Source organism: Nocardia sp. NPDC050408, assembly GCF_044458905.1.
GTDB lineage: Bacteria > Actinomycetota > Actinomycetes > Mycobacteriales > Mycobacteriaceae > Nocardia.
Window position 1 is genome coordinate 1 of sequence record NZ_JBITIL010000029.1, and the last position, 21,010, is coordinate 21,010.

Consider the following 21,010-nt stretch of genomic DNA (forward strand, 5'->3'; position numbering starts at 1 on the left):
CCGCCGCTACGGGCACACCGGTATCAGCGAATCCGAACGCGATGGTCGATGCGAAAATCCCCGGCCTCGGAGATGTGAAGCTGCCGGCGGGGCCGATCGCCCAAGCCTTCAACCATGCGATCAACGAACCGAACGTCGCCGACGCGCAGGCCGCATATACGGGCACGTCAGGGCAGGAAATGCATACGGGCACGGGGGGGCAGCAAACCGACACCTGGACGAACATCAGCGAGAGTCAGGTAAAAACCGGGGACGTGGTGCAATTCGAGCACCGGAGCGCGCTGGTTTATGTCGATGGTGAAAATAAACTCTTCGCCATTGTGGGCGGCGGCGCGATACCGCTGAACACCGCGTTTCCACCGGATTCCAGCTTCGGCGGCTTCGTGACATTCAAGCATCCCTCTGGACTCGATGGCATCGGCAATGCCACCCAACAGGCCGCGCTTCCGCCGGTGACCGCCGCGGCGACGGCACCGTCGTCTACGCCGCCGGTTACAGCTGCCACGACCGCGACCTGAGAACCCGATCTCGCGGCGGGAAGGCTCTACTCCGCCGCGAGATTCCGGAGTTCTTCAATCCAGATGTGATAGCGAATGCCCGCTGCCCGGAACATATTCCGGGTAATAAACCGGTCGGCGCGGGCGTGCAGCCGCACATCCAGGGCTGAGGGGCTCAGCACATGCCTGGACTAAGCCGTCAGGCCTGGGCTGCGGGGGTGACAGCCGGGGGCGCACTCGGATCGCTCGTCACGGATGGAACGGGCGCGGCGGGTGCCTGCGTCGCAGGTGTGGTGACTGCTGGCGCGGCCGTGGCCGCCGCGTTGGGGTCGGCAGGTACTGTCGCCGCGGCGGTGGCGCCCTGTGCCCCAGGCGCGGTGGCGCCCTGCGCCGCCTGCTCGGCCTTGGCTTTTTCTTCCTCTTTTTCCCTGCGCTCTTTATCGTTCTCCATCAGCGCCGTGACCACGGGTGTCGCGGCCATGACTCCCACCGGGACCAACATCGCGAGCGTCTGGAAAATCTGCCCGAGTCCGCCGTCGCCGCCACCGGAGCCACCACTACCGCCCGACGAATTGTTGCCGGAGGAGCCGTTACCGGAGGAGCCTTTGTCCGAACTGCCACTACCGGAGCCGTCGGCGCCACCCTTTCCGGCCATGTTCTGGTTGTTCTGGTAGACCGCCTCGACCTTCCGGTACACCTGTTCGACCGCGGTGGCGATCTTCTCCATGAGCTTCATTTCCTGCTCGGCCTTATGCTTACCAGTGATCGGCACCTTGAGGTCGGTCTGCAGGGTGTGCACGATTTCCATGATGGCCGCGAGCGTCTCATCCTTTTTGGCGACGACTTCGATCGCGGTTTTGGCGACCTCATTGTCGTACTGGAGCAGTGAGGTCTGCCGGGCACGCACGGCATCCATGGCCTGCTGGTAGGCGACGGTGGCTTCGCCCTTGCCGAGCGCTTTGTACACCACTGTCCGCAGCAGATCACCGACCTCGGGCGGCGGTTCCGGAACACCACGACCGAGTAGATCCACTGCGGACTGAATTGCGGCCTCGGCCATGGCGACAAATGATTTCAGCGCCGCTGAGGCGCCCGGCGGGGGATCCAGTTCGATAGGCGGCCCATAGTGCTTCGCCGTGGTGGGCGGCTTGTCGCGGGGATCGGGCCGCTTGTCCTTATCCGGCGGCGGGTTTTTGTCGCCGGGCGGATTCTTGCCGTCGGGTGAGTTCTGGCCTCCGGGCGGCGGGCCTTGCGGATCGGGTGGCAGCTTCTTGTCGGCACCGGTGGTGTGATCGGCGGTGGCGCTGGGCGCACTCGCCCAGGCGACTGTACCGGTCGCGACCTGGTGGTGCTGGGTCGCAAGCTGACCCAATACGCCAGGGTCGATTTCCGTGCTCCCGTCCGCCATACGCAATCAGATCCTTTCCCGCCACCCGACGTCCACCATTGTCCAGCCTTCCCGCAACTGGGAAGTGGGATCGTTTCCGTTTCTCGGCGCGATTGCCGCATAGTCGTGTGCGACTTCGTAGTTCGAGAAGCTTCTACATTTCGTCGGCGACATGACAGCTGCGTCGATTCGGAAGGCGGTCGATGATGAGCGATGGCGGGTCGGTCCGATGACGCCGCAACTCACACTCGACCTCAACGGGGTCTTGAACTCTTTACTCGGACTTTACGGTTCGGGCCAACCGAGTCCGAGTACGATCGCGACCACCGTATCGTCGGTTGCGGCCCGCACAGACGACGGCCATCGCGGTTCATTGATGGTCGGCTACGGCGACATGCGAGGTATGCATCATTCTGTCGCCGAATCCCACGCTGGCAAGGACAATCTCGTGAACCGGGCGGTCGCCTCGTCCGGTGACGGAACCATGGTCGGCCGCAACATGGTGAACAATCAGATCGCCGATCTGCAGACTCGTCTGCAGGCGATCGCGACAGTCGGCGATACCCGCTTCAGCGGTCCGGCGCTGCTCGATGCCGCCCAGAACACCATCACCAAAGTTACCAAGCAGGTCGACGCCGATGTCTCGGCGGCGCGGCACCAGGCGGCTCAGATCATGCCGCCAGCCGTACCGCAGGTCACGCGGGGCCGCGTAACAGGTGGTGGGAGCCGTCGCCGTCGCCGGAGCCGAGCGCGCACCACGGCGCGGACGGCGGGCCGTGCGACCTCACGATTGCAAGCGATCGCCGGGCGTCCCGTGCCGTCGGACGGAACCACCGGCAGTAAGGCGGTCAGCGCGGCCAGTGCCTGGCTGGGCACGCCGTACATCTGGGGTGGCGGCGGTGCGGGTGGTCCGAGCGGCGGCGGCTTCGACTGTTCCGGACTCACCCAGTATGCCGTCGCACAGGCCACCGACGGTCGAGTCGTATTGCCCCGCACCACTTATGATCAGATCTACTCCGGTGTTCGAATTTCCCCGCACGACGTCCAGCCCGGCGACCTGGTTTTCCCGGCGAGCTCCTTCAGCGCGCGGGGGCCCGAGCATGTCCAACTCGCCGCAGGCAACGGTCTGGTGATCGAGGCGCCGTACTCGGGTTCGACGGTCAAATGGTCGCGCATGTCCAATGACGCCGTTGTTGTGCGAGTGATCTGAAGTCTGGACACAGCACAGCGGCCGATGGCTGCTGAATGCCATCGGCCGCCAGGGGAGCCGTCGGGGATGGGGGGTTCGGCGACTCGCCACGGATGTGGGGAATCCGTTCCGCACGGCGGCCTGTTGCCGGGTTGCGACTCCAGGCCGCCGCTCGAGGTTGTGGGCTGTCAGGATGAGGACCGCCAGCCCACTGTGAACTCTACCGCTAAATAGCGGTGCGATCAATAGTGTGCCGTTAAGTGAGCTGCGACCGGTCGGTCGATTCTTGATCTTCGCAGGGGTAGCGGTCGGCATCTGGGGAAAGAGCCGGGCCGACCGCTGTCATGGCCACCTGAAGGAGTGGGATTGGGAAGCGCCCAGGTGAATGTTACCGTTGAATGACGGCGCTATTTGTAACGGCTCTTTACTTGGGGGTGTGCGTTTTCGCTGCCCACCGGGGCTTCCCAGTGTTGGGAATTGGGTGGCAACGGCGGCCGCCTCGGAATGTCTATCGTTCCCGCAGGCGAGAGTGGCGGAAGGGAAGTCCAGGTGTCAGCGGCCGAGGACGCGTTCTACACAGGTGTTCAATCTTTGGGATTGCTCGCCGGGGGAGTGCGAAACGAACAGCATGCGGTGGCAGCGTTCCGAGCCGCCACCGATCTTGATCCGGATATGTGCGATGCGTGGCTCGGCTGCGCCATGGCCGGTGAAGTCACCTCAGAGGTGATCTACGGTGCCTACCGGTCCGTGCACAATCTCTATCGCGACCAGCAGCGCGCGGGTCTGGTCGACCGCTCGCTGTGGTGCCAGGTCGAGATCGGCATGTACGGACTGCGCGTCGCGATGGCCGATCGCGACCAGATCGCGATCGCGCAGGCGTGTTCGTACGCCGAGGGCGGTGAATGGCAAGAGGCCGCGGCGATTCTCGATCAGGTGCCCAGCGACGATGTGGCCGATTTCGTCCGCATGTCACTGTTCTTCCGAACCAAGCAGTGGCTGGACGTGCTCGGTGCGCGCAGTGCGAAGCCCGTGCTCGAGGACGGATTGCTGGATATCGCGGCCGAACTGATGACCGCCCAATCGCTGGCCCATCTGGGTCGGATGGGCGAGGCGATGCCGCGCGCGCAGCGCATCGCCGAGGATGCCGCCTCGGGCAATCTGTCCTACATCTGGGCGGATGCGCACTTCCTGTTGGGCATGCTGTATCGGCATAACGGCGATCACGAGAACGCCGACCGAATCCTCAAGGGGCTGCAGGGATCCGGCCTGTGGACCGAGCGGGAAGAGTGGCAGCGCGCAGTCAAGGACAAGTCGTATCGGCTCGAGATCACCACGCCGGACCTGCTCGCCTCGCGCACCGACAAATGGGATCCGAAGACCGGCGCGGATCCGGCCGAGGCCGCGGCATCGGCCGCGCGCGAGGAGCGCGAGACACTGCTCGCGGAAGCCTCGGAGCTGCTGCAGTCGCAGATCGGTATGGATTCGGTCAAGGAGCAGGTCGACCGGCTGAAGTCGGGTGTGCTGATGGATCAGGTGCGGGCCAAGCGCGGTCTGGCCGTGGAATCCAAGTCGCAGCATCTGATCTTCTCCGGTCCGCCCGGCACCGGTAAGACCACCATCGCCAGAGTTATCGCGAAAATCTTCGCGGGCCTGGGAGTGGTGGAGAATCCCGAGGTCGTCGAGGTATCGCGCAACGATATGGTCGGCACCCATCTCGGCCACACCGCACCCAAGACCAATGCGCTGATCGATTCGGCGCTCGGTGGCGTGCTGTTCATCGATGAGGCCTACACACTGATTCAGGAGGGCCTCTCCGGCGGCGACGCGTTCGGCAAGGAAGCCGTCGATACGCTGCTGGCGCGGATGGAGAACGATCGCGACAAGCTGGTCGTGGTCATCGCCGGATACGAGGACCAGATCGACCGGTTCCTGGCGTCCAACGACGGTCTCGCCTCGCGCTTCACCAAGCGCATCCGGTTCTCCAGCTACGGCGCCGACGAACTGACGCAGATCGCCGATCATATTGCGCGCAAAAAGGATTCGCTGCTGTCTGAATCGGCGCGGGAGATCCTGCGGGATCGCTGCGAGCAGCTGGCCGGACAAACGAAGAACGGCCGCAGGTTGATCGATCTGGCCGGTAACGGTCGCTTCATCCGCAATGTCGTCGAGGCCGCGGAGGCCGAGCGCGACTATCGCTTCACCAAGGAGAATGTGGATGTCGCGGCGATGAGCAATGAGGAATTGATGACCATCGACGCGTTCGACATTACGGCCGCGCTGGCAGGTTTGGCGCCGACGGGCTGAGCCGGTGGCGCGTTTCCGGGTGGTGACCAAACACCAGATATCCGGCTGGCGATTTCTCCTGCGCCGTATCGAACATGCCCTGGTGCGCCGCGATGCCTCGATGGTCGACGACCCGCAGCGCGGGCGGTCCACCGCCCTGTCGATCGGCATCGCGCTCGCCTGTGTGGTGGTGGCGGGTTCGGCCGTGCTGGCATTTTTCAAGCCGGCCAAACAGGTCGGCAACTCGAATATCGTCTCGGAGAAGGACAGTGGCGCATTGTTCGTGCGCCTCAACAACCGGTTGTATCCGGCGCTGAATTTGACTTCGGCGCGGCTGATCGCGGGTACAGCCGAGAATCCGGTGCCGGTCTCCCGCGATGTACTGGCGAAGTATCCGCGCGGACCGTGGGTCGGCATCCCCGGGGCGCCGGGCACCATCGTCGACAGCGGTACTCGGGATTCGTCGTGGGCCATCTGCGATACCGCCTACATCGGTTCGGCCGCGCCGGTGAATCAGTCGACCGGACTGCCCACCACGGCCTCCTCCGCGGTCCGCACGACCGCGATCGGTGGCTCGCTCACCGTCGACGGTGACGCCATCCGCCCGCTCGGTGCCGATGAGGCCCGGTTGGTGCGCAACGGCAACGACACCTGGTTGCTGTACAACGACGGCGAGAAGGGTGTGGTCCGCGCGGCGATCAGCCTCGCCGACTCCGCGGTCACATTGGCACTCGGCATCGACCCGACCGCATCGGTGCCCAACGCGTCCAGCGGACTCATCGATGCGACGCCGGAAGTGCCGCCGGTACGGGTACCGGATGTCCCGGGCGCGGGCGGTTCGACCACATTGAGTTCCGGACTGTCGGTCACGATCGGCTCGGTGTTGAGCATGTCCACGCCGGATCGCGGCGCCTCGTACTACCTGGTGTCCCAATCGGGCTTGGTCCAGGTCAGCGCGGTATTGGCGGCAATCATCCGCAATGCCGACTCACACGGTATGCCCGCGACCACGGCTGTCGGGCCGGATATCATCACGGCCAATATGCGACCGGGAGCTTGGCCGGGCACGGCCGATTATCCGGCTCGCCCGGTCAAGATCGTAGATGCCACCCGTTTCGGGGTGAGTTGCTACCACTGGTCACGTGACAACGGTGATCCGAATGCCCGTACCGAGTTGCTCGTCGGTCGGCAGCTGCCATTGACGACCGAGGAACAGGTTCGCGTCGTCGATCTGGTGACCGCGCCGAGTTCGGGTGGCGCCACTGCGGATTCGGCCTATCTGCCCGGTAGCAGCGGCCGTTTCGTGCAGGTCACCGGGGCCGATCCCGCCTCACCTCTGCGTGAATCGCTGTATTGGATCTCCGACAGCGGGGTGCGCTACGGCATCGATCCCGGCGACACCGGTAGCCAGACCTTGTCCGCACTGGGTCTGCGCAGCCCGGTGCCCGCGCCGTGGAGCATCGTCTCACTGTTCGCCGTCGGTCCGGTGCTGTCGCAGAAGGATGCCCGCGTTCAGCACGACGGGATTCCCACCGACAAATCGGCCACCGGCCTGAGAACGGGCGGTACATCATGACGACCACGCGTCGCTTCGTGCGCCCGGCGCGCGCCGTCCGCGGTCCCAAGGCGCCCGCCGTAACCGAGCTGCGCTTGCAGCCACCCACCGAACTGCCCAAACCGGTGCCGCCGTCCCGAATCAAAATGATCATGCCCGTGGTGATGGTCGCGGGTATGGGCGGAATGATGGTGATGATGTTCCGCAATGGCGGGCAGATGTCACCGATGATGATGATGTTCCCGGTCATGATGCTGGTATCGATGTTCGGCATGATGGGCGGATCGATGGCGGGCGGTGGCGGCGGCAACGCGGCCTCGCTCAATGAGGAGCGCAAGGACTATCTGCGCTCGATCGCCGATAACCGCAAGACCGTCCATGCCGCGGAATCGGAGCTCTTCACCTTCCTGCGCTACACCCATCCCGGCCCCGCGGAGATCTCCCGATTGGTCGGCGGCACCCGGATGTGGGAGGTGCAGGTCGCGAGTCCGCAGTTCCTGCGGGTACGGGTGGGGCGGGGCCGGATCGCCAACCAGGTGCGCGTGATCGTGCCGGAGGCGGCGCCCACCGCGGATCTGGATCCGGTGGGCGTTGTCGAGGTCACCCGGTTCGCCAAGGCCTATTCGACCGTCGGCGGTATGCCGGTCGCGATCAACCTGCTGTCGGCGCCACAGGTCGGATTCGACGGTGACGAGGGTGCGGTGGCGGCGCTGGTGCGCGCGATGATCGCCGAGATCGCGGTTTTGCACGGACCCGACCAGGTGGCGATTGCGGCGGTGCTGTCGGACCCGGACGGACCGGAGTGGTCCTGGCTGAAGTGGTTGCCGCACACACAGCATCCCAGTGAGACCGACGCCATCGGATCGAGCCGGATGGTGTACCGGTCCATATCGGAATTGCGCACAAAGGTTCTCGCCGGTCTGAATCGCGGTCCGTTCTCCGCCAACTCACAACCCACACTCGACCGCACGCACTACATCTTGATCGTGGATGTGGGCGGGGCGGCCAATGAGCGCGATATCTCCGGTGTCGACGGCTGCACCTGGCTGCGGCTCGGCGCGGCCGAACAGACGCTGCCGCGGGCGCTGAAATTCATGGTGAGCGAGAACCGGGACCTGCACGAGGTTACCGCGCGTGGTCCGCGCCGGGTCGGGACGTCCGATGCCATGTCGGTACCCGCGGCAACCGCGTTGGCGCGCAACCTTTCTCCACACCGCCTGTCGACCGTGGTGGAGGCAGTGGCCGCCGAACAGGCCAGCGGCGGTACCTCCTGGGAGGATATGGTCGGCATTCTGGATCCGGGCAATATTTCGGTCGAATTGCACTGGCCGCGCAGGCGTGACAGCGATCGGGCGCGGCTCAATATTCCGTTCGGCCACGATCCGACCAGTCAACTCGTCTTCCTCGATATCAAGGAATCGGCCGAGGAGGGCATGGGCCCGCACGGCATGTGCATCGGCGCCACCGGCTCCGGAAAGTCGGAATTCCTTCGCACACTGGTGCTTTCGGCAGTCGCGACGCATTCGCCGGATGTGCTGAACATGCTGTTGGTCGACTTCAAGGGTGGTGCGACCTTCCTCGGCTTCGACCGGCTGCACCACGTCACCGCCGTGGTCACCAATATGGAAGAGGAAGCCGATCTCGTCACCCGTATGGAAGACGTGATCAATGGCGAAATGGCCCGGCGGCAGCGGATTCTGCGCGATGCGGGCAACTTCGCCAGCGTCGCCGATTACGAACGGGCCCGCGAACAGGGCGCACAACTACCGCCGCTACCGACCCTGCTCATCATCCTGGACGAATTCGCCGAACTTCTCGAACAGCATCCGAATTTCTCCAAGCTGTTCGTGGCCATCGGTCGACTCGGCCGCTCGCTGCGCATCCACTTGTTGCTCGCCTCGCAGAAGGTGCCCGCGAACCGTATGGGTGAGCTCGAGGCACATCTCTCGTATCGAATTGCGCTGCGCACCAACCAGACCGCTGATTCCCGCGATGCCATCGGCACCGCCGATGCCTACCATTTGCCGAAGAAGCCGGGCTCGGGTTATCTGCGGGTCGGTTCGGGTGATCTGCAGCGATTCCAGGCCGCCTACGTGGGTTCCAGCTACACCGCACCTGCCCAGGCCGCCACGGCCAGCGCGCAGCGCGCGCGTCGAATCGGCGGCGGATACCGGCCGCCACAGCGGTTCACCGCCACCCAGATCATCAATGTCCGGTCGGAGCCGGTTGTCGCACCCGACCCGATCGCGCCCGAGGCGGATCCCGACGGCGAACCGGTCACGCTGATGGAGACCGTGCTGCAGCAGTTGGCCGGTCATGGTCGTCCGGCGCACAAGATGTGGCTGCCGCCGCTCGGCGTCCCACCCACCCTGGATCGGCTGGTCCGAACGGTCACTCCCGGCGCACTGCAGATGGCGCTGGCGATCATTGACAAGCCGCGTCAGCAACGTCAGGACGTGTGGACGGTGGATCTATCCGGCGCAGGCGGGCATATTGCCGTCGTCGGTGGTCCGCAGTCGGGCAAGTCGACCGCACTGCAGACCTTCGTGATGTCGGCCGCGCTAACCCACACTCCGGAACAGGTGCAGTTCTACTGTCTCGATTTCTCCGGTGGTCTGACTCCATTGCGCAATGTTCCGCACATCGGATCCGTCGCCTCCGCGCGCGACGGTGACCGGATCCGGCGCACCTTCGCCCTGATCACCAATCTTCTCGCGAGTCGGCAGGCGCTGTTCTCCGAACTCGGTATCGAGTCGATGCGCGAGTTCCGGCGTCGCCGCGGGGTGCCGCGGGAGTCGTCGGAGCTCACGGCCCACGGTGACGAACATGGCGATGTCTTCTTCGTCATCGATGGATGGGATATCGGTTTTTCGGTCAACGGCCCGTACTACGACGAATATGTACCGGTCATGGAGTCGATCGCGCTGCAGGGTCTGAACTATGGCGTGCACCTGGTGGTCAGCAGTTCGCGCTGGGCCGCCATCCGCCCGAACATCAAGGATCTGCTGCAGACGCGTCTGGAAATGCGCCTGGGTGACCTCACCGACACCGTCTTTTCACAACACCGCAGCGTGGTGACGGCGATTCCGGCGGATCGTCCAGGACGCTGCCTCTCCAACGATGGGCTGCATATGCTCACCGCGCTGCCGCGCATCGACGGTGTCGGGGATGCCGAGTCGGCGCCCGCTGGTATCGCGGGCGCGATCGAAGAGCTCACCCGTCGATACCAAGGACGCCGGGCACCCGAGGTCAAGCTGCTGCCAGATCGGATCACCCTGGCCGAGATCCGTGCGAATCGGCCGGATCCGACCACTCTGGCACAGCGACTGATTGTGCCGTTCGGTGTGCGGGAATCCGATCTGCGACCGGCCGCCATCGATTTCGGTGTCTCGACACATATGGTCGTGCTGGGCTCGTCGGGCTGTGGCAAATCGACGGTGCTTGCGGCGATGCTGGAGTCGATTCGGACGCAATTCACCAAGGACCAGGCCCGGGTACTCCTGGTGGACTACCGCCGCCAGCACATGGAGACAATTCCGGATGAACAGCTTGTCGGGTATCTGACCAGCGAGCGCGATCTGAAGGACGGGCTGCCTGCCTTCGCCGCGAAGATGCGCGAACGCCGTCCACCTGATGGAGTCACCCCGCAGCAGTTGCGGGACCGCTCATGGTGGAACGGACCGGAGATCTTTGTGGTCGTCGACGATTACCACATGGTGGCGCCACGCGGTTCGATCAACCCGTTGGACGCGCTGCGCGACCTCATCGTCGACGGCCGCGATACCGGTTTCCATCTCATCGTGGCGCGCAATATCGCCCAGGCCGACATGGCGCTTTACGACAACGTGCTCGGGCAGCTCAAGAATCTCAACAGCTCCGGACTGATCATGGATGGTTCAAAGTTGGACGGCATGCTCATCGGTGATGTAAAGCCGAGCAAGCAGCCCGTCGGGCGTGGGATCTTCGTCGAGCCGTTGCACTCCCGCAAGGATCTCGTGCAGGCCGCCTGGACTCCGCAGCCGGAATGATCCCTGGTCAAGGACTTTTCCGTGCGCATTCCCAGAGTTGGGAATGCCTTAGCGTTCTTGGTGTATCGACTCGCGAAGAGTCGGCACCTCTCGTTAGGAGACTTCCATGAACCTGGATGTTGTTCCGGACTATCTCCCGGTTATCGCCTCGCAGCTCGGTGTCAGTGCCGCCGATCTGATGCAGATGCTCGGTTCGGTCGCGACGGTGGCAGTCCCGTTTCCGCCGGGATTGGACGATGTGAGCGCATGCATTCCCACCGCATTCGGTCGGCAGGCAGAGCTTGTAATCCCTTGCACCGCAAACGGAGTCGTACACGGGGTGAACGGTGCGGAGGCACTACCCGAAGTGGGTGTCTCGTACGCGGTTACGGATGTGGGTGGCGGCGTCGAGGTCATCAGTAACACCGTGATGGTCGGCAAGTAATCGAGGATAGCCCGAGCGAAAGCATGATGATATGCTCGTGCCTTTTTTCATCGCGCAAACACCCGAGGAAATAATTGCCCGACTACTCGGCGGTCCCGGGATCACGGGAACGCTGCTGACGTCGGCGGGCTATCAGGCCATGGCCATGCAGTTGCACGCTGCTGCTGCGGCTACCGAGGGCTCGATGACCCAAATGAGCGGATCGTGGCAAGGGCTGTCGGCGGAGAAGGCGCAGCTGGCATTTCGCAACCATGCGATGTGGTTGCGCGAGCAGGCCACTGTGGCCGAGCAAACCGGCCTGTTGGCCGACCAGGTGGCAAGTATCTACTCCGGCGCGGAGACCGCCATGGCGGGGGTAGCCGCGTGGCTGGCCGAGTTCCGGTTGAAGGAGGCCGCCTTGGTGGCCACGACCGCCATGGGGGCGCCGACCGGTCCATTGCTGATCGCCCAGGAGATGGAGTATTTCGCGATCAAGGCGGCTGCTACGGGTGTGATGGTCAGCTATGCCGGAGCGTTGCTTCCCACGCTCGCGGCGCTTCCGCCGCCGATCGAGGCGCCCCCCATCGTGACCGGCGGTGATCCGGGCATGCAAATGGACTACACCACCTACGACAACCCGACGACCTACGACGGGACCGACCACACCACTACCGGAACGACCGAAACGACGACGACGACCCATACCCCGTCGGACACCGGAGGTCCGAACGACACCGGCGGTGGTGACAACGAGACCGGTGGATCCGATAACGGCGGCTCGGGCGGCAATGATTCGCCGACCGATCCCACACCGACGGATCCGACGAACTCGGCAACACCCACCGATCCCGAACAGCTGGCGCCGCAGGCGGATCCCGGTGCGCTGAGCGGTGATTCGGGCGCGAACGGCCTCGACTACGGTTCGGCGGACCAGATGGAACTCGTCGGCACATCGCAGTATTCGACGACACTGGCGGGATTGAACGGCGGGGTCGGCAGCCTCGTCGCGCTCAATATGTTGCGCGGCGGCGTCGGATCAATGCCGGGCGCTTCGACTGGATTCCGGATGCCTTCCAACTGGAATCTGGGTGCGAGTCGGGTCTTCGGTGCTACGCCTGCCCAGACGGGATCAGGTCCGATGGGGCCGCGCAACGGGCCGCCGCGTGGTGCGGTCGCGCCCAAGTCTCGGATGCGGCGTCGCCGCGACGACGAGAAGAGGCCGTCGAAGGTATTCGTACCCGGCGAACCTCAGGAAGTGCCGGTACTCGAAAAAGCTCCGGTCATCGGCGTTATCGAGTACGCGGACGGCAGTGGACGCGACGAGCCCGTGCTCGAACCGGTCCTGGCAGTCGGCGTCATCGAGCGAGTCGAAGACGAAGCCGTACTCGCCTCGGCAGAACGTCCCCGGTGAAGCACACCGAGGCCGAATATCCAAATGATGGAGAGGAATAACAATGGCCATTACGGATGTCGATCCGGCCCTGGTCCAGACCACCGCGAATAACACAACCATCGGTATGGGTGAGCTCGAAACGCATCTCGGAAGGATGCAGGGCGCCGCGATCGAGTTGCACAGCGCGATCAAGGGTAATACCGGTGATGCGGTCCAACAGGCGATGGGTGATGCATTCCAGCAGGGAAAGAATCTTGCCAAGGATTTGCAGCATATCATCGATATAATGAAAATAAACGGCGTCAGTTTCGATGATAGTGATATGTCCGAAGCTCAAAAGGTTTTGGCACATATCGGTGGCGATGGGGTCAACTCCACGCAGAACCTCAACTTGAATTTTCAGTGAGGTTTCAGGTAACCGCCGTACTCGAAATTAGGAAGGACTAGTTCGATGACTAAACCTATTCACCTCAATCACGGCGCCGCGGCAACCGCCGTTGGCGATGTCAAGGCGCTCGTCACCGCGATGATGACGAACACCGAGCGATTGCGTGGGCTCCAGAAGGGGTTGGAGGCCGTGCTGCAGGGCGCCATGGGCGATGCGTACCACGGCACGATGACCAGCTACAACAACGACCTGAGTGCCTACGACACGCAGGTCCAGAAGTTGAACAACGCTGTCGAGGCGGCCGCCCTCGAGATCAACCACACCGATCACCTGGCGGGCAATAGGTTCGCAGGCGGCAGGGCGTAACGATCGCGCCGTCCCTTTCCGTACCGTTGCATGTTTCGCGGCGCGGCCGGGCTGTTTCCGATTACTCGACATTCGGTGAAGGTGTGGAAGACGATCCAATCGCAATCGACCTGAATGTCGATGCCGCCCTGCTGCTTCAGCGGCTGGTCGGCATCGACTCCTATCCACCGGTATTGGCGCTGCTGCCGAATATCTATCGGCCCGAGGACCGGGACCGGGTAGACGCCGTTGTCGTCGAACAGCTCACCGAGGTGGGCGTGCTCGAGGACGGCGTGGTCAACCCGGTCGTCGAGCATTGGCTGCGGTGTCTTTACCGGCCGGATGTGGAATTGGTTGCCCGGATCCTGGATGCCGGCTGGGATGACGAATCGCAGGCAATGCTGCGGTTGTCGCTGGTGCGCGCGGGCGAGACGCATGTGCTCGCGGTGCGCTCCGACGACCATGTGGTCATCCAGTCGGTATTCCAGCCGGATCGCCAGCTCGGCACGCTGACCGCAGCGATCGGCGCCGCGCTCGGTCCGATGCCTGCCGTGCGGTTCGAGCCGGTGACCGCGACCGCCGAACAATTCGGGGAGGTGCCCGACGACCAGGACGAACGGCGGCGCGCCCTGGTGGAACTCGGTGCCGAACCGCATACCGCCGGAGTGCTGAGCCGAGTAATGGATGAGGTGGTAAGGCGGGCCGAGGTGGTGGTGATCGAGCACCACGACGGCCGTGAGGCGCAGCCCGGATTCTGTGTGAGCGTGCTGGACGCCCCTTCGGGGCGGATCATTGTGACTCCGAGCGTTGCGATGGACGGGCAGCTGTGGTCGACATACGCACCCGGCGACGACGCGGCATTGCATGCGGGCGTAGGGGCACTGGTCGATCTTTTACCCAGCCGCAGCTGGTTCGAAACCAGCCGCGCCGACTGAATTGTGCCGCCAGTGTTTTCGAGAGGATGAGCGAAGTGAACCGAGCACCGAGTATGAACGGTCATTCGACCGAGTCCGTCCGGGCTCGAGGCGGATACGATGCCTTCTTCTCACCCGTTCCCGAACAGAGCGGTCCCCCGGCTGCGGACGGATCGGCTCCCGCGGCTTCGAGCGCGGCCGGTGCATCGGCCACAACTGGACCTTCTGCCGGGGCGGATCGTGCTCCGGGCGGTACGGTTCCGCCCGTGCCGCATTTCGATGGTGGTGAGCCCGTGATCGGGGCCCCACCGCAACCGCCGAGCCAGACCGCCGCGCCGGAAGGTGTCGGCGCTCCCGTATCCGGCGCGCAACCGCCGCAGCCGAATACCGCTGCCGCGCCTGTCGTCGGCCCGCCGTCGGTGCAGAGGCCTGCGCCTACTGCCACGCCGCAGGCCACCGTCGAACCGCCTACCGCCGCGACTCCGCCGCCAGCGTATCCGTCCCAGGCTGCGACGGCCGAAACATCCGGGACGGCATGGCAATCCACCCAGACCTCGGCCCAAACCGCTGGCGCACCATGGCAATCCGCCGCGAACCCGGAACCTCCGAGAGCCGCGGAGCAACCCGCGTCGTGGTTGCCGGACCGCATCCAACACGCGTCCCATGATCCGTCCGAGCGTGTTGAGGTCCTGCCCGCGCTGACATCGGCGGATCTGCTCTCCGATATCGCGGCCGCTCGGCGTGCGCAGTTGAAGTCCACCAGCGGAATGCGCGGTGCGCTGAACAAGGTCGGCTTCAATCTGGGCCTGTCACCGGCCGAACAACGCAAACAAGACCGGCGCGGTCGGATTCGCCGACAGCTCACCGCCCCCTATCAAATCGCGGTGATCAGTGTGAAAGGCGGTGTCGGCCGGACGACTCTCGCGGCGACCCTCGGTTCCACCTTCGCGCATCTGCGCCCCGACCGGGTAGTAGCCGTCGATGCCAATCCGGACTTCGGCGATCTGCCCACCCGCACGAGCCCGCATCCGTACGGCCTGACCCTGCGTGATCTGGTGCGCTCATCGAATCTCGAGGCATTTTCCGCAGTGCATTCGTTCACCTCGATCAATGACGCCGATCTCGCGGTCATCGCGTCGCCGTGGAATACCGAGGCCACCGAGGCGCTTTCGGGCCGGGAGTACTCGATGGCGGTCGAGATCCTGCGCAGGCACTACAACCTGGTGCTGGTGGATTGTGGTACGGGTGTGCTGGATTCGGCGACGAGCACCGTGCTGCAGACCAGCGACGCGGTCGTGGTGGCCACCCCGGCCACCGTCGGCGGTGTCAAGGGTGCGGTCGCCACCCTCAACTGGCTGAACTCGCACGGCATGCAGCATCTGATCGCCAAGTCGATCGTCGCGATCATGCACCACCACCCGACCAAGCCGACCGTCGAGGTCGACCAGATCGAGAAGCTGTTCGCGACCGCGCAGCGGCCGACGTTTGTGGTGCCCTACGATGAGCATTTGGCCGAGGGTGGGCCGGTCGATCTGCGGCTACTCGATTCCGAAACTTTGCTCGCCTTCGAGGAACTGGCCGCGACACTGGCCGACGGTTTCGACGGCTACCAGGCCCAGCGTCCGTCTCAGGACCGCGGAGAGTGGCGATGAGCACTGCCATAGCGCCCGCGCCCCCGCCGTCGCCGGCGGCGCCGCCGCCTTCCGCGGAGGTCGCTCGGGCCCGGATCGCGGTCCTGGTCGCCTCCTATCAGGTCGACGTGGTCGTGCCGACCAAGTTCACGATCGAAACCTTCATCGATGACCTGCTCGGCGTGTTGGTGCGCGCGATCGGTGACGACAACCTCGACTTCACACCGCCCAGCGGGCAATGGAGTCTGGGCCGTCCCGGTGAACCGCCGATGCCGCGCTGGCGCAGCCTCGCCGACCACGATGTCGTCGACGGCACCGTGCTCATGCTTTCGGTGGTCGAATCGGCGGAGGTGTTCACACCGGTCGTCGAGGACATCACCGATGCGCTCGCCATGATCAATGAGCGCGAATTCGCCGAATTCAACGTCGAGACCGCGGCGATCGTCGGCCTGAGTGCGCTCGGCGTCGGCTCGGCCACCATGGCGGGTCTGCTGTCGTGGTCGTGGACCGAGAGCGGTTCGATCCTGTGGTGCGGGCTGCCCGCCCTGTTGCTCGGGGCGATCTGCTGGGGTGCCGCGCTGGTCTCGGGTCGGCGTCGGGCCGCACCGCGGGTCTGCCTCGGCCTGGCCCTGGCCGCCCTTCCGCTGCTGTTCGCCGGTGGCGCGATGCTGGTGCCACCGGCCTATGACGAGCCGGGCGGCTTCGCCGCTGCGAATGTGGCGGCGGGGTCGGTGGTGGCCGCCATTGCCGCAGCGACCATGCTGCGCTTGACCCGGCTCGGCATCGCCACCTTGATGGCGGTGACAGTGCTCGGCGTCGTGGTTACCGCAATGGTGCTGCCGGTGACCTATCTCGATATTTCGGTGCGGCAGGTCACCGGTGGCGCCGTATTCGTCGGACTGGTGCTGCTTACCTCGGCCCCGAGGTTGGCCGTGGTGGCCGCGCGAATCCGTCCGCCCGACCTGCCGGATCCGGGCACCGATGTGGCCCCCACGAGCCTGACGGACATCTTCGACGCCGAGGCCGCCAGGGATGCGGAGCCGGAACAGGATGATGCCGAACTGCGCCGCGAACAACTCGGCCACGGTATCGAGGGTCGCGCGCGGCTCGCGGTGACGAGTCTGCGCGGATTGATCGCGGCGGTATCGGTGCTGCTGTCGGTGTCGGTCGTGCTGTCGGCCGCGGCCAGTCCGGGCGGTATCCGGGAAATCGTCATGGCAGCGGCCGTTGCCGGTCTGCTGGCCATGCGGGCGCGCTGGTATCCGGACCTGGTGCAGGCCATCTCCCTGCTCACGGCGGCCGCTATCACGGTGGTCGGCGTCGCATTCGTGCTGGTCGGAGCCTATGACACGGCGTTCGCGCGCCTGGCGGTAGCGTTGGTGGTCGCGCTCGCCGGTATCGCCGGCTGCGTCGCCGCGACCCGGTTGCCGGGACGTCGGCTCTCGCCGGTCACCCGCCGGGTCATCGACCTCATCGAATACGCGCTGATCCTCATCGTTCCCGTCATCGCGTTCTGGATCATGGGCATCTACACGGCGATGCGAGCGATCTGATGCGGATCGGCAAGGCCGCGGCCGTCGGGTTGGCCGCGGTGGCGCTGGCCATTGGCGCCGCGCCCGCGAGTGCGCTGGAACCGCCGCAGGTGGTGGTAGGTACACCGCCTGCGGATGGTCCGCCAGGACCGGAAGCACCGACCAAACAGGACAAGGGCTGCTTGGCCGCGGGCGTGCTGCCCGACAGCGATCTGACCCAGGCGCCGCCACCGGAACGAGCGCTCGATCTGCCGCGCGCGCGGGCGTTGAGTCGCGGAGGTGGTGTCACCGTCGCCGTGATCGATACCGGTATATCGCCCGGTGCGCGGCTGCCGAATCTGACCGGCGGCGGCGACTATGTCGCGACCGGCGGTGACGGGCTGTCGGACTGCGACGCGCACGGGACGTTGATCGCCGGAATCATCGGCGCCTCGGCGAGTACGAGCGACGGTTTCGTCGGGGTGGCGCCCGATGCCCAGCTGATTTCCATCCGGGTCCGATCGGGTGCGTTCAGTCCCGAGAACAGCGCCAATAGTGATGCGAATCAACAGCTTTCACTTGAGATCCGGACCCTTGCCCGCGCCATAACACATGCGGCGAATCTCGGGGCCGGCGTCATTACCGTGGCATTGCCGGTCTGTGTTCCAGTGGATGCCAAGGTCGATCAGTCGATCCTGTCGGCGGCCATCGGATACGCGGTGCACATTCGCGGTGCGCTCATCGTGGCCGGTGCCGGCAATACCGGTAGCTCTGGCTGCGAGCAGAATCCGGCGATCGATCCGGCCAAACCGCTCGATTCCCGGAACTGGAAACAGGTGAAGACCATTTCGGTACCCGGTTGGTTCGCACCCGACGTGCTGACGGTCGGCTTCACGACGGCCACCGGTGCGCCGATGGCGGATTCGCTGTCCGGGCCATGGGTTTCGGTGGCCGCGCCGGGCACCGGCATCGAATCGCTCGGGCCGGGCGGTGGCGGGCTGATCAACGGCGTCGGCTCGCCCGACAAGCTGGTACCGGTGGGCGGCGCATCCTTCGCCGCGGCGTATGTCAGTGGTGCTGCCACGCTGCTGCGATCACGTTTTCCGAATGAGACCCCAGGGGAGATCAGCGCGCGGCTGCAGGCGAGCGCACATGCTCCGGCCCGCGGTATCGATAATGCCGTGGGCGCGGGTGTGATCGATCCCCTTGCGGCGCTGAGCTTTCGCACACCGCCCAAGCCGCCGGCCGGGCTGTTCCGATCATCGACTCTGGTCATGCCGGAGCCGCCGCGTGCGCGAGACCGTCGACCCGCGGTCGTGGCTACGATCATCATCGCGGCGGCCGTGATATTCGGTCTCGGCGCGAGTTATGCGAACAAGGTGATCGGGAGACGTCGGTGAGCTTTCCGAGCATTCGAGTCGGCGGTCTCGAACGCGGACCGGTTGCCGTGGTGGTGATCGCCAGTAGTTTCGTGCTGGTCGGGTTGTGGGCCCGGGTCCCGTTGTGGGTCGGCCCCGCGGTGGTGACCGCATTGCTGGTGACGGTGATTGTGCGGGTCAACGGCCGTACCACGGCGCGCTGGCTGCTGGACTGGGGTGCGTATCGGTCCGGCCTCGAGGCCAGGGCACGTGAGCGTGCCGAACGGCTGGCGCTGCGCGATGTCGAGGTGGCCGCCGGGGTCTGCGGTGTGCACGAGGCGGGCTCGACGCTGGTCGCGATGATCCAGCTGGCACCGAATCTGGATCTGCCGACCGTCATTTCCGAGAAGAGCCTCTACACCGAGGATGTGGTGCCGGTCGGTGCACTGCTGCCGCTGCGCGATCAGTTCGGCATCACCGTCGATATCGATATCGTGACCACCGGTCAGCGCGTCCGTCCGGCCAGCAGCTACAGCATGCTCTACGACCAGCTCATCGGATCTCATCCGGTGGTGGGCAGCCGAGTGACCTGGTTGGTGGTGCGCCTCGACCAGGAACGCAACCTGTCGGCGCTGTCGCGCCGTGGGCCGGTCGCGGTATCGGCGCCAAAGGCACTTGCTTCCGCGGCGCACCGAATCGCGGGCCGGCTGCGCGAACGCGGTATCGCCGCCCACGCGCTGCCCGCGGACGCACTGCGCGACGCTACTCGGCTGCTACACGCCGGTGTCGAACTGTCCGACCTGCGCGAGAAATGGGGCCATCTGGAATCCTCGGCACCGGGGCGGCTGGTGACCAGTTTCCTGATCGACTGGACCCAGCTCGACGATGCCGGACTCGACGACTGCTGGTCCTGGAACCGGGGCCGGACCACCGTTGTAGTGAGTCTGGCCGGGGGTGCGCTCGGCTCACGCGGTCTCGTCCGCTGTGTTGGGCCAGCGCCGACCAGCGAACCGCCCGGATTCCTGCGTCCGCTCGGCGGCCGACAGTCGACGGCTCTACTGGCGACACTGCCGACCGGCACGTCGGTGCACGATCTGGCGGTCGACGAAACCGGCGTCGATATCACGCCGGACGATCTACTCGATCTCGCCGTCACCATCGGTCCCAACGGCCAGATTCTCGGCGCGATCAGCGGACAGCCGCGACATACCCTGGCGCTGCCACTGTTCGATCCGGCGCGCTACAACCCGCGCAGGCGCACCATCGATGTGCACGCGAATCTGGCGGTGGCACAACAGATCGTGCTGCGCGCGATGGTCGTCGGTGCCGATGTCGAGGTCCATTCGGCCCGCCCGGATCGGTGGTCGCAGCTGGTATCCGCGGTCGGCGATCCCAATTCGTTGCGCCTGGCCACCGAAAGCCGGGAAGTGAATCCGGATGCGGATTCGGCCACGCCGCCCGCGACCATCGCGGTCTTCGACCAGGTGCCCCCGCAGGTATCCGCGGCGCATACGACCGTCACCATCAGTGAGCCGGGCACCCCGCGGCGCCGGTCGGTGGATCTGGCGATCAATCAGGTCAGTGCCACCGCGGTCGACGTCAGCATTCCGATGCGCACGGTCCGAGTCGATCTGATCGAGCCACGCGGCGAGACCAGGTACTACGACGCCTCGATCGGCCCGCCCGCGCGCAACGACAACGGAAACCTGCCCGCGCAGCCGGCAACGGTTCCGCAACCGGGTGAGGCGAGAACGGACGAATCGAGACGGTAATGTTTGTCGGTGTGGTAGCGGACCCCCAGTCGGATAGCGGCCAGATTCCCACCCAGGATGGCGAGGACGCGCTCACCCCGAGGCAAGCCGCGGCTTCGATCTTCTCCAGTCGACTATCGGAATTGATCGCGGAATCGGTGGTTTCGACCGAAGACGGGTCGACGCGCGGTTTGACGCTGTACTCGTTGGCGCAGCATTTGGAATTGGCGTATCCGGATGTCCCGGTTTCCCAATCCGGCCTGTATCGACTGATCCACGGTGACGCGATTCCGCGGCTCGATCTGATCATCGCGCTGGCCCGGGTATTCGACGTTCCCCCAGAGTATTTCGTCACCGAGGAAAAGCAGCGCTGACGA

Annotated in this window: 16 protein-coding genes; 15 read left to right on the top strand and 1 reads right to left on the bottom strand. The window is 65.1% G+C overall.

Going from position 1 to position 21,010, the window contains the following annotated elements:
- On the top strand, positions 1-518 hold a 518-nt coding region (locus ACIBJI_RS39410; protein ID WP_397088134.1), incomplete at its 5' end, for a hypothetical protein.
- Between the two features lie 178 nt (positions 519-696).
- Here ACIBJI_RS39410 and ACIBJI_RS39415 read toward each other — a convergent pair.
- Positions 697-1,905, bottom strand: a complete 1,209-nt coding sequence (locus ACIBJI_RS39415) for a hypothetical protein (protein WP_397088136.1) — start codon at positions 1,903-1,905, stop codon at positions 697-699.
- A 382-nt stretch (positions 1,906-2,287) separates the two neighbouring features.
- Between ACIBJI_RS39415 and ACIBJI_RS39420 the strand changes: the two genes are divergently transcribed.
- The 14 genes from ACIBJI_RS39420 to ACIBJI_RS39485 all read left to right on the top strand — a co-directional run bounded on the left by ACIBJI_RS39420 (position 2,288) and on the right by ACIBJI_RS39485 (position 21,007).
- Entirely contained in the window at positions 2,288-3,094 is an 807-nt protein-coding gene (locus ACIBJI_RS39420) for a C40 family peptidase (protein WP_397088138.1), read from the top strand.
- A 528-nt stretch (positions 3,095-3,622) separates the two neighbouring features.
- Complete coding sequence (eccA, locus tag ACIBJI_RS39425; RefSeq protein ID WP_364357231.1) at positions 3,623-5,377, top strand: type VII secretion AAA-ATPase EccA; 1,755 nt, start codon at positions 3,623-3,625, stop codon at positions 5,375-5,377.
- Between the two features lie 4 nt (positions 5,378-5,381).
- On the top strand, positions 5,382-6,932 hold the full coding sequence (gene eccB / locus ACIBJI_RS39430) for a type VII secretion protein EccB (RefSeq protein ID WP_364357228.1): 1,551 nt from the start codon (positions 5,382-5,384) through the stop codon (positions 6,930-6,932).
- Positions 6,929-10,939, top strand: a complete 4,011-nt coding sequence (eccCa, locus tag ACIBJI_RS39435) for a type VII secretion protein EccCa (protein WP_364357225.1) — start codon at positions 6,929-6,931, stop codon at positions 10,937-10,939. The genes eccB and eccCa overlap by 4 nt, the downstream gene beginning before the upstream one ends.
- A gap of 106 nt (positions 10,940-11,045) precedes the next feature.
- Positions 11,046-11,363: a hypothetical protein gene (locus ACIBJI_RS39440; RefSeq protein ID WP_364357222.1), complete on the top strand. Its 318-nt coding sequence runs from the start codon at positions 11,046-11,048 to the stop codon at positions 11,361-11,363.
- Positions 11,364-11,394: 31 nt separating this feature from the next.
- Positions 11,395-12,753, top strand: coding sequence for a PPE domain-containing protein (locus ACIBJI_RS39445; protein WP_364357219.1), 1,359 nt, complete (start codon positions 11,395-11,397; stop codon positions 12,751-12,753).
- A 43-nt stretch (positions 12,754-12,796) separates the two neighbouring features.
- Complete coding sequence (locus tag ACIBJI_RS39450) at positions 12,797-13,141, top strand: hypothetical protein (RefSeq protein WP_364357216.1); 345 nt, start codon at positions 12,797-12,799, stop codon at positions 13,139-13,141.
- Positions 13,142-13,186: 45 nt separating this feature from the next.
- Complete coding sequence (locus ACIBJI_RS39455; RefSeq protein WP_364357213.1) at positions 13,187-13,489, top strand: hypothetical protein; 303 nt, start codon at positions 13,187-13,189, stop codon at positions 13,487-13,489.
- An 83-nt stretch (positions 13,490-13,572) separates the two neighbouring features.
- Positions 13,573-14,403, top strand: coding sequence for an ESX secretion-associated protein EspG (locus ACIBJI_RS39460; protein WP_396958027.1), 831 nt, complete (start codon positions 13,573-13,575; stop codon positions 14,401-14,403).
- Between the two features lie 245 nt (positions 14,404-14,648).
- Positions 14,649-16,034, top strand: a complete 1,386-nt coding sequence (locus tag ACIBJI_RS39465; protein ID WP_397088142.1) for an AAA family ATPase — start codon at positions 14,649-14,651, stop codon at positions 16,032-16,034.
- Entirely contained in the window at positions 16,031-17,566 is a 1,536-nt protein-coding gene (eccD, locus tag ACIBJI_RS39470; protein WP_397088144.1) for a type VII secretion integral membrane protein EccD, read from the top strand. Before ACIBJI_RS39465 ends, eccD begins: the two co-directional genes overlap by 4 nt.
- Positions 17,566-18,924 carry a type VII secretion-associated serine protease mycosin gene (gene mycP / locus ACIBJI_RS39475; RefSeq protein WP_364357201.1) on the top strand — a complete coding sequence of 453 codons (1,359 nt, stop codon included), beginning with the start codon at positions 17,566-17,568 and terminating at the stop codon, positions 18,922-18,924. Before eccD ends, mycP begins: the two co-directional genes overlap by 1 nt.
- Positions 18,921-20,654, top strand: coding sequence for a type VII secretion protein EccE (eccE, locus tag ACIBJI_RS39480; protein ID WP_364357198.1), 1,734 nt, complete (start codon positions 18,921-18,923; stop codon positions 20,652-20,654). Before mycP ends, eccE begins: the two co-directional genes overlap by 4 nt.
- 11 nt (positions 20,655-20,665) lie before the next feature.
- Positions 20,666-21,007, top strand: coding sequence for a helix-turn-helix transcriptional regulator (locus ACIBJI_RS39485; protein WP_364357195.1), 342 nt, complete (start codon positions 20,666-20,668; stop codon positions 21,005-21,007).
- Positions 21,008-21,010 lie beyond the last annotated feature (3 nt).

Coding starts and splice junctions, on each gene's coding strand:
- ACIBJI_RS39415 (WP_397088136.1), bottom strand. CDS start 1,905: ATGGCGGACGGGAGCACGGAAATCGACCCTGGCGTATTGGGTCAGCTT.
- ACIBJI_RS39420 (WP_397088138.1), top strand. CDS start 2,288: ATGCATCATTCTGTCGCCGAATCCCACGCTGGCAAGGACAATCTCGTG.
- eccCa (WP_364357225.1), top strand. CDS start 6,929: ATGACGACCACGCGTCGCTTCGTGCGCCCGGCGCGCGCCGTCCGCGGT.
- ACIBJI_RS39440 (WP_364357222.1), top strand. CDS start 11,046: ATGAACCTGGATGTTGTTCCGGACTATCTCCCGGTTATCGCCTCGCAG.
- ACIBJI_RS39445 (WP_364357219.1), top strand. CDS start 11,395: ATGCTCGTGCCTTTTTTCATCGCGCAAACACCCGAGGAAATAATTGCC.
- ACIBJI_RS39450 (WP_364357216.1), top strand. CDS start 12,797: ATGGCCATTACGGATGTCGATCCGGCCCTGGTCCAGACCACCGCGAAT.
- ACIBJI_RS39455 (WP_364357213.1), top strand. CDS start 13,187: ATGACTAAACCTATTCACCTCAATCACGGCGCCGCGGCAACCGCCGTT.
- eccD (WP_397088144.1), top strand. CDS start 16,031: ATGAGCACTGCCATAGCGCCCGCGCCCCCGCCGTCGCCGGCGGCGCCG.
- mycP (WP_364357201.1), top strand. CDS start 17,566: ATGCGGATCGGCAAGGCCGCGGCCGTCGGGTTGGCCGCGGTGGCGCTG.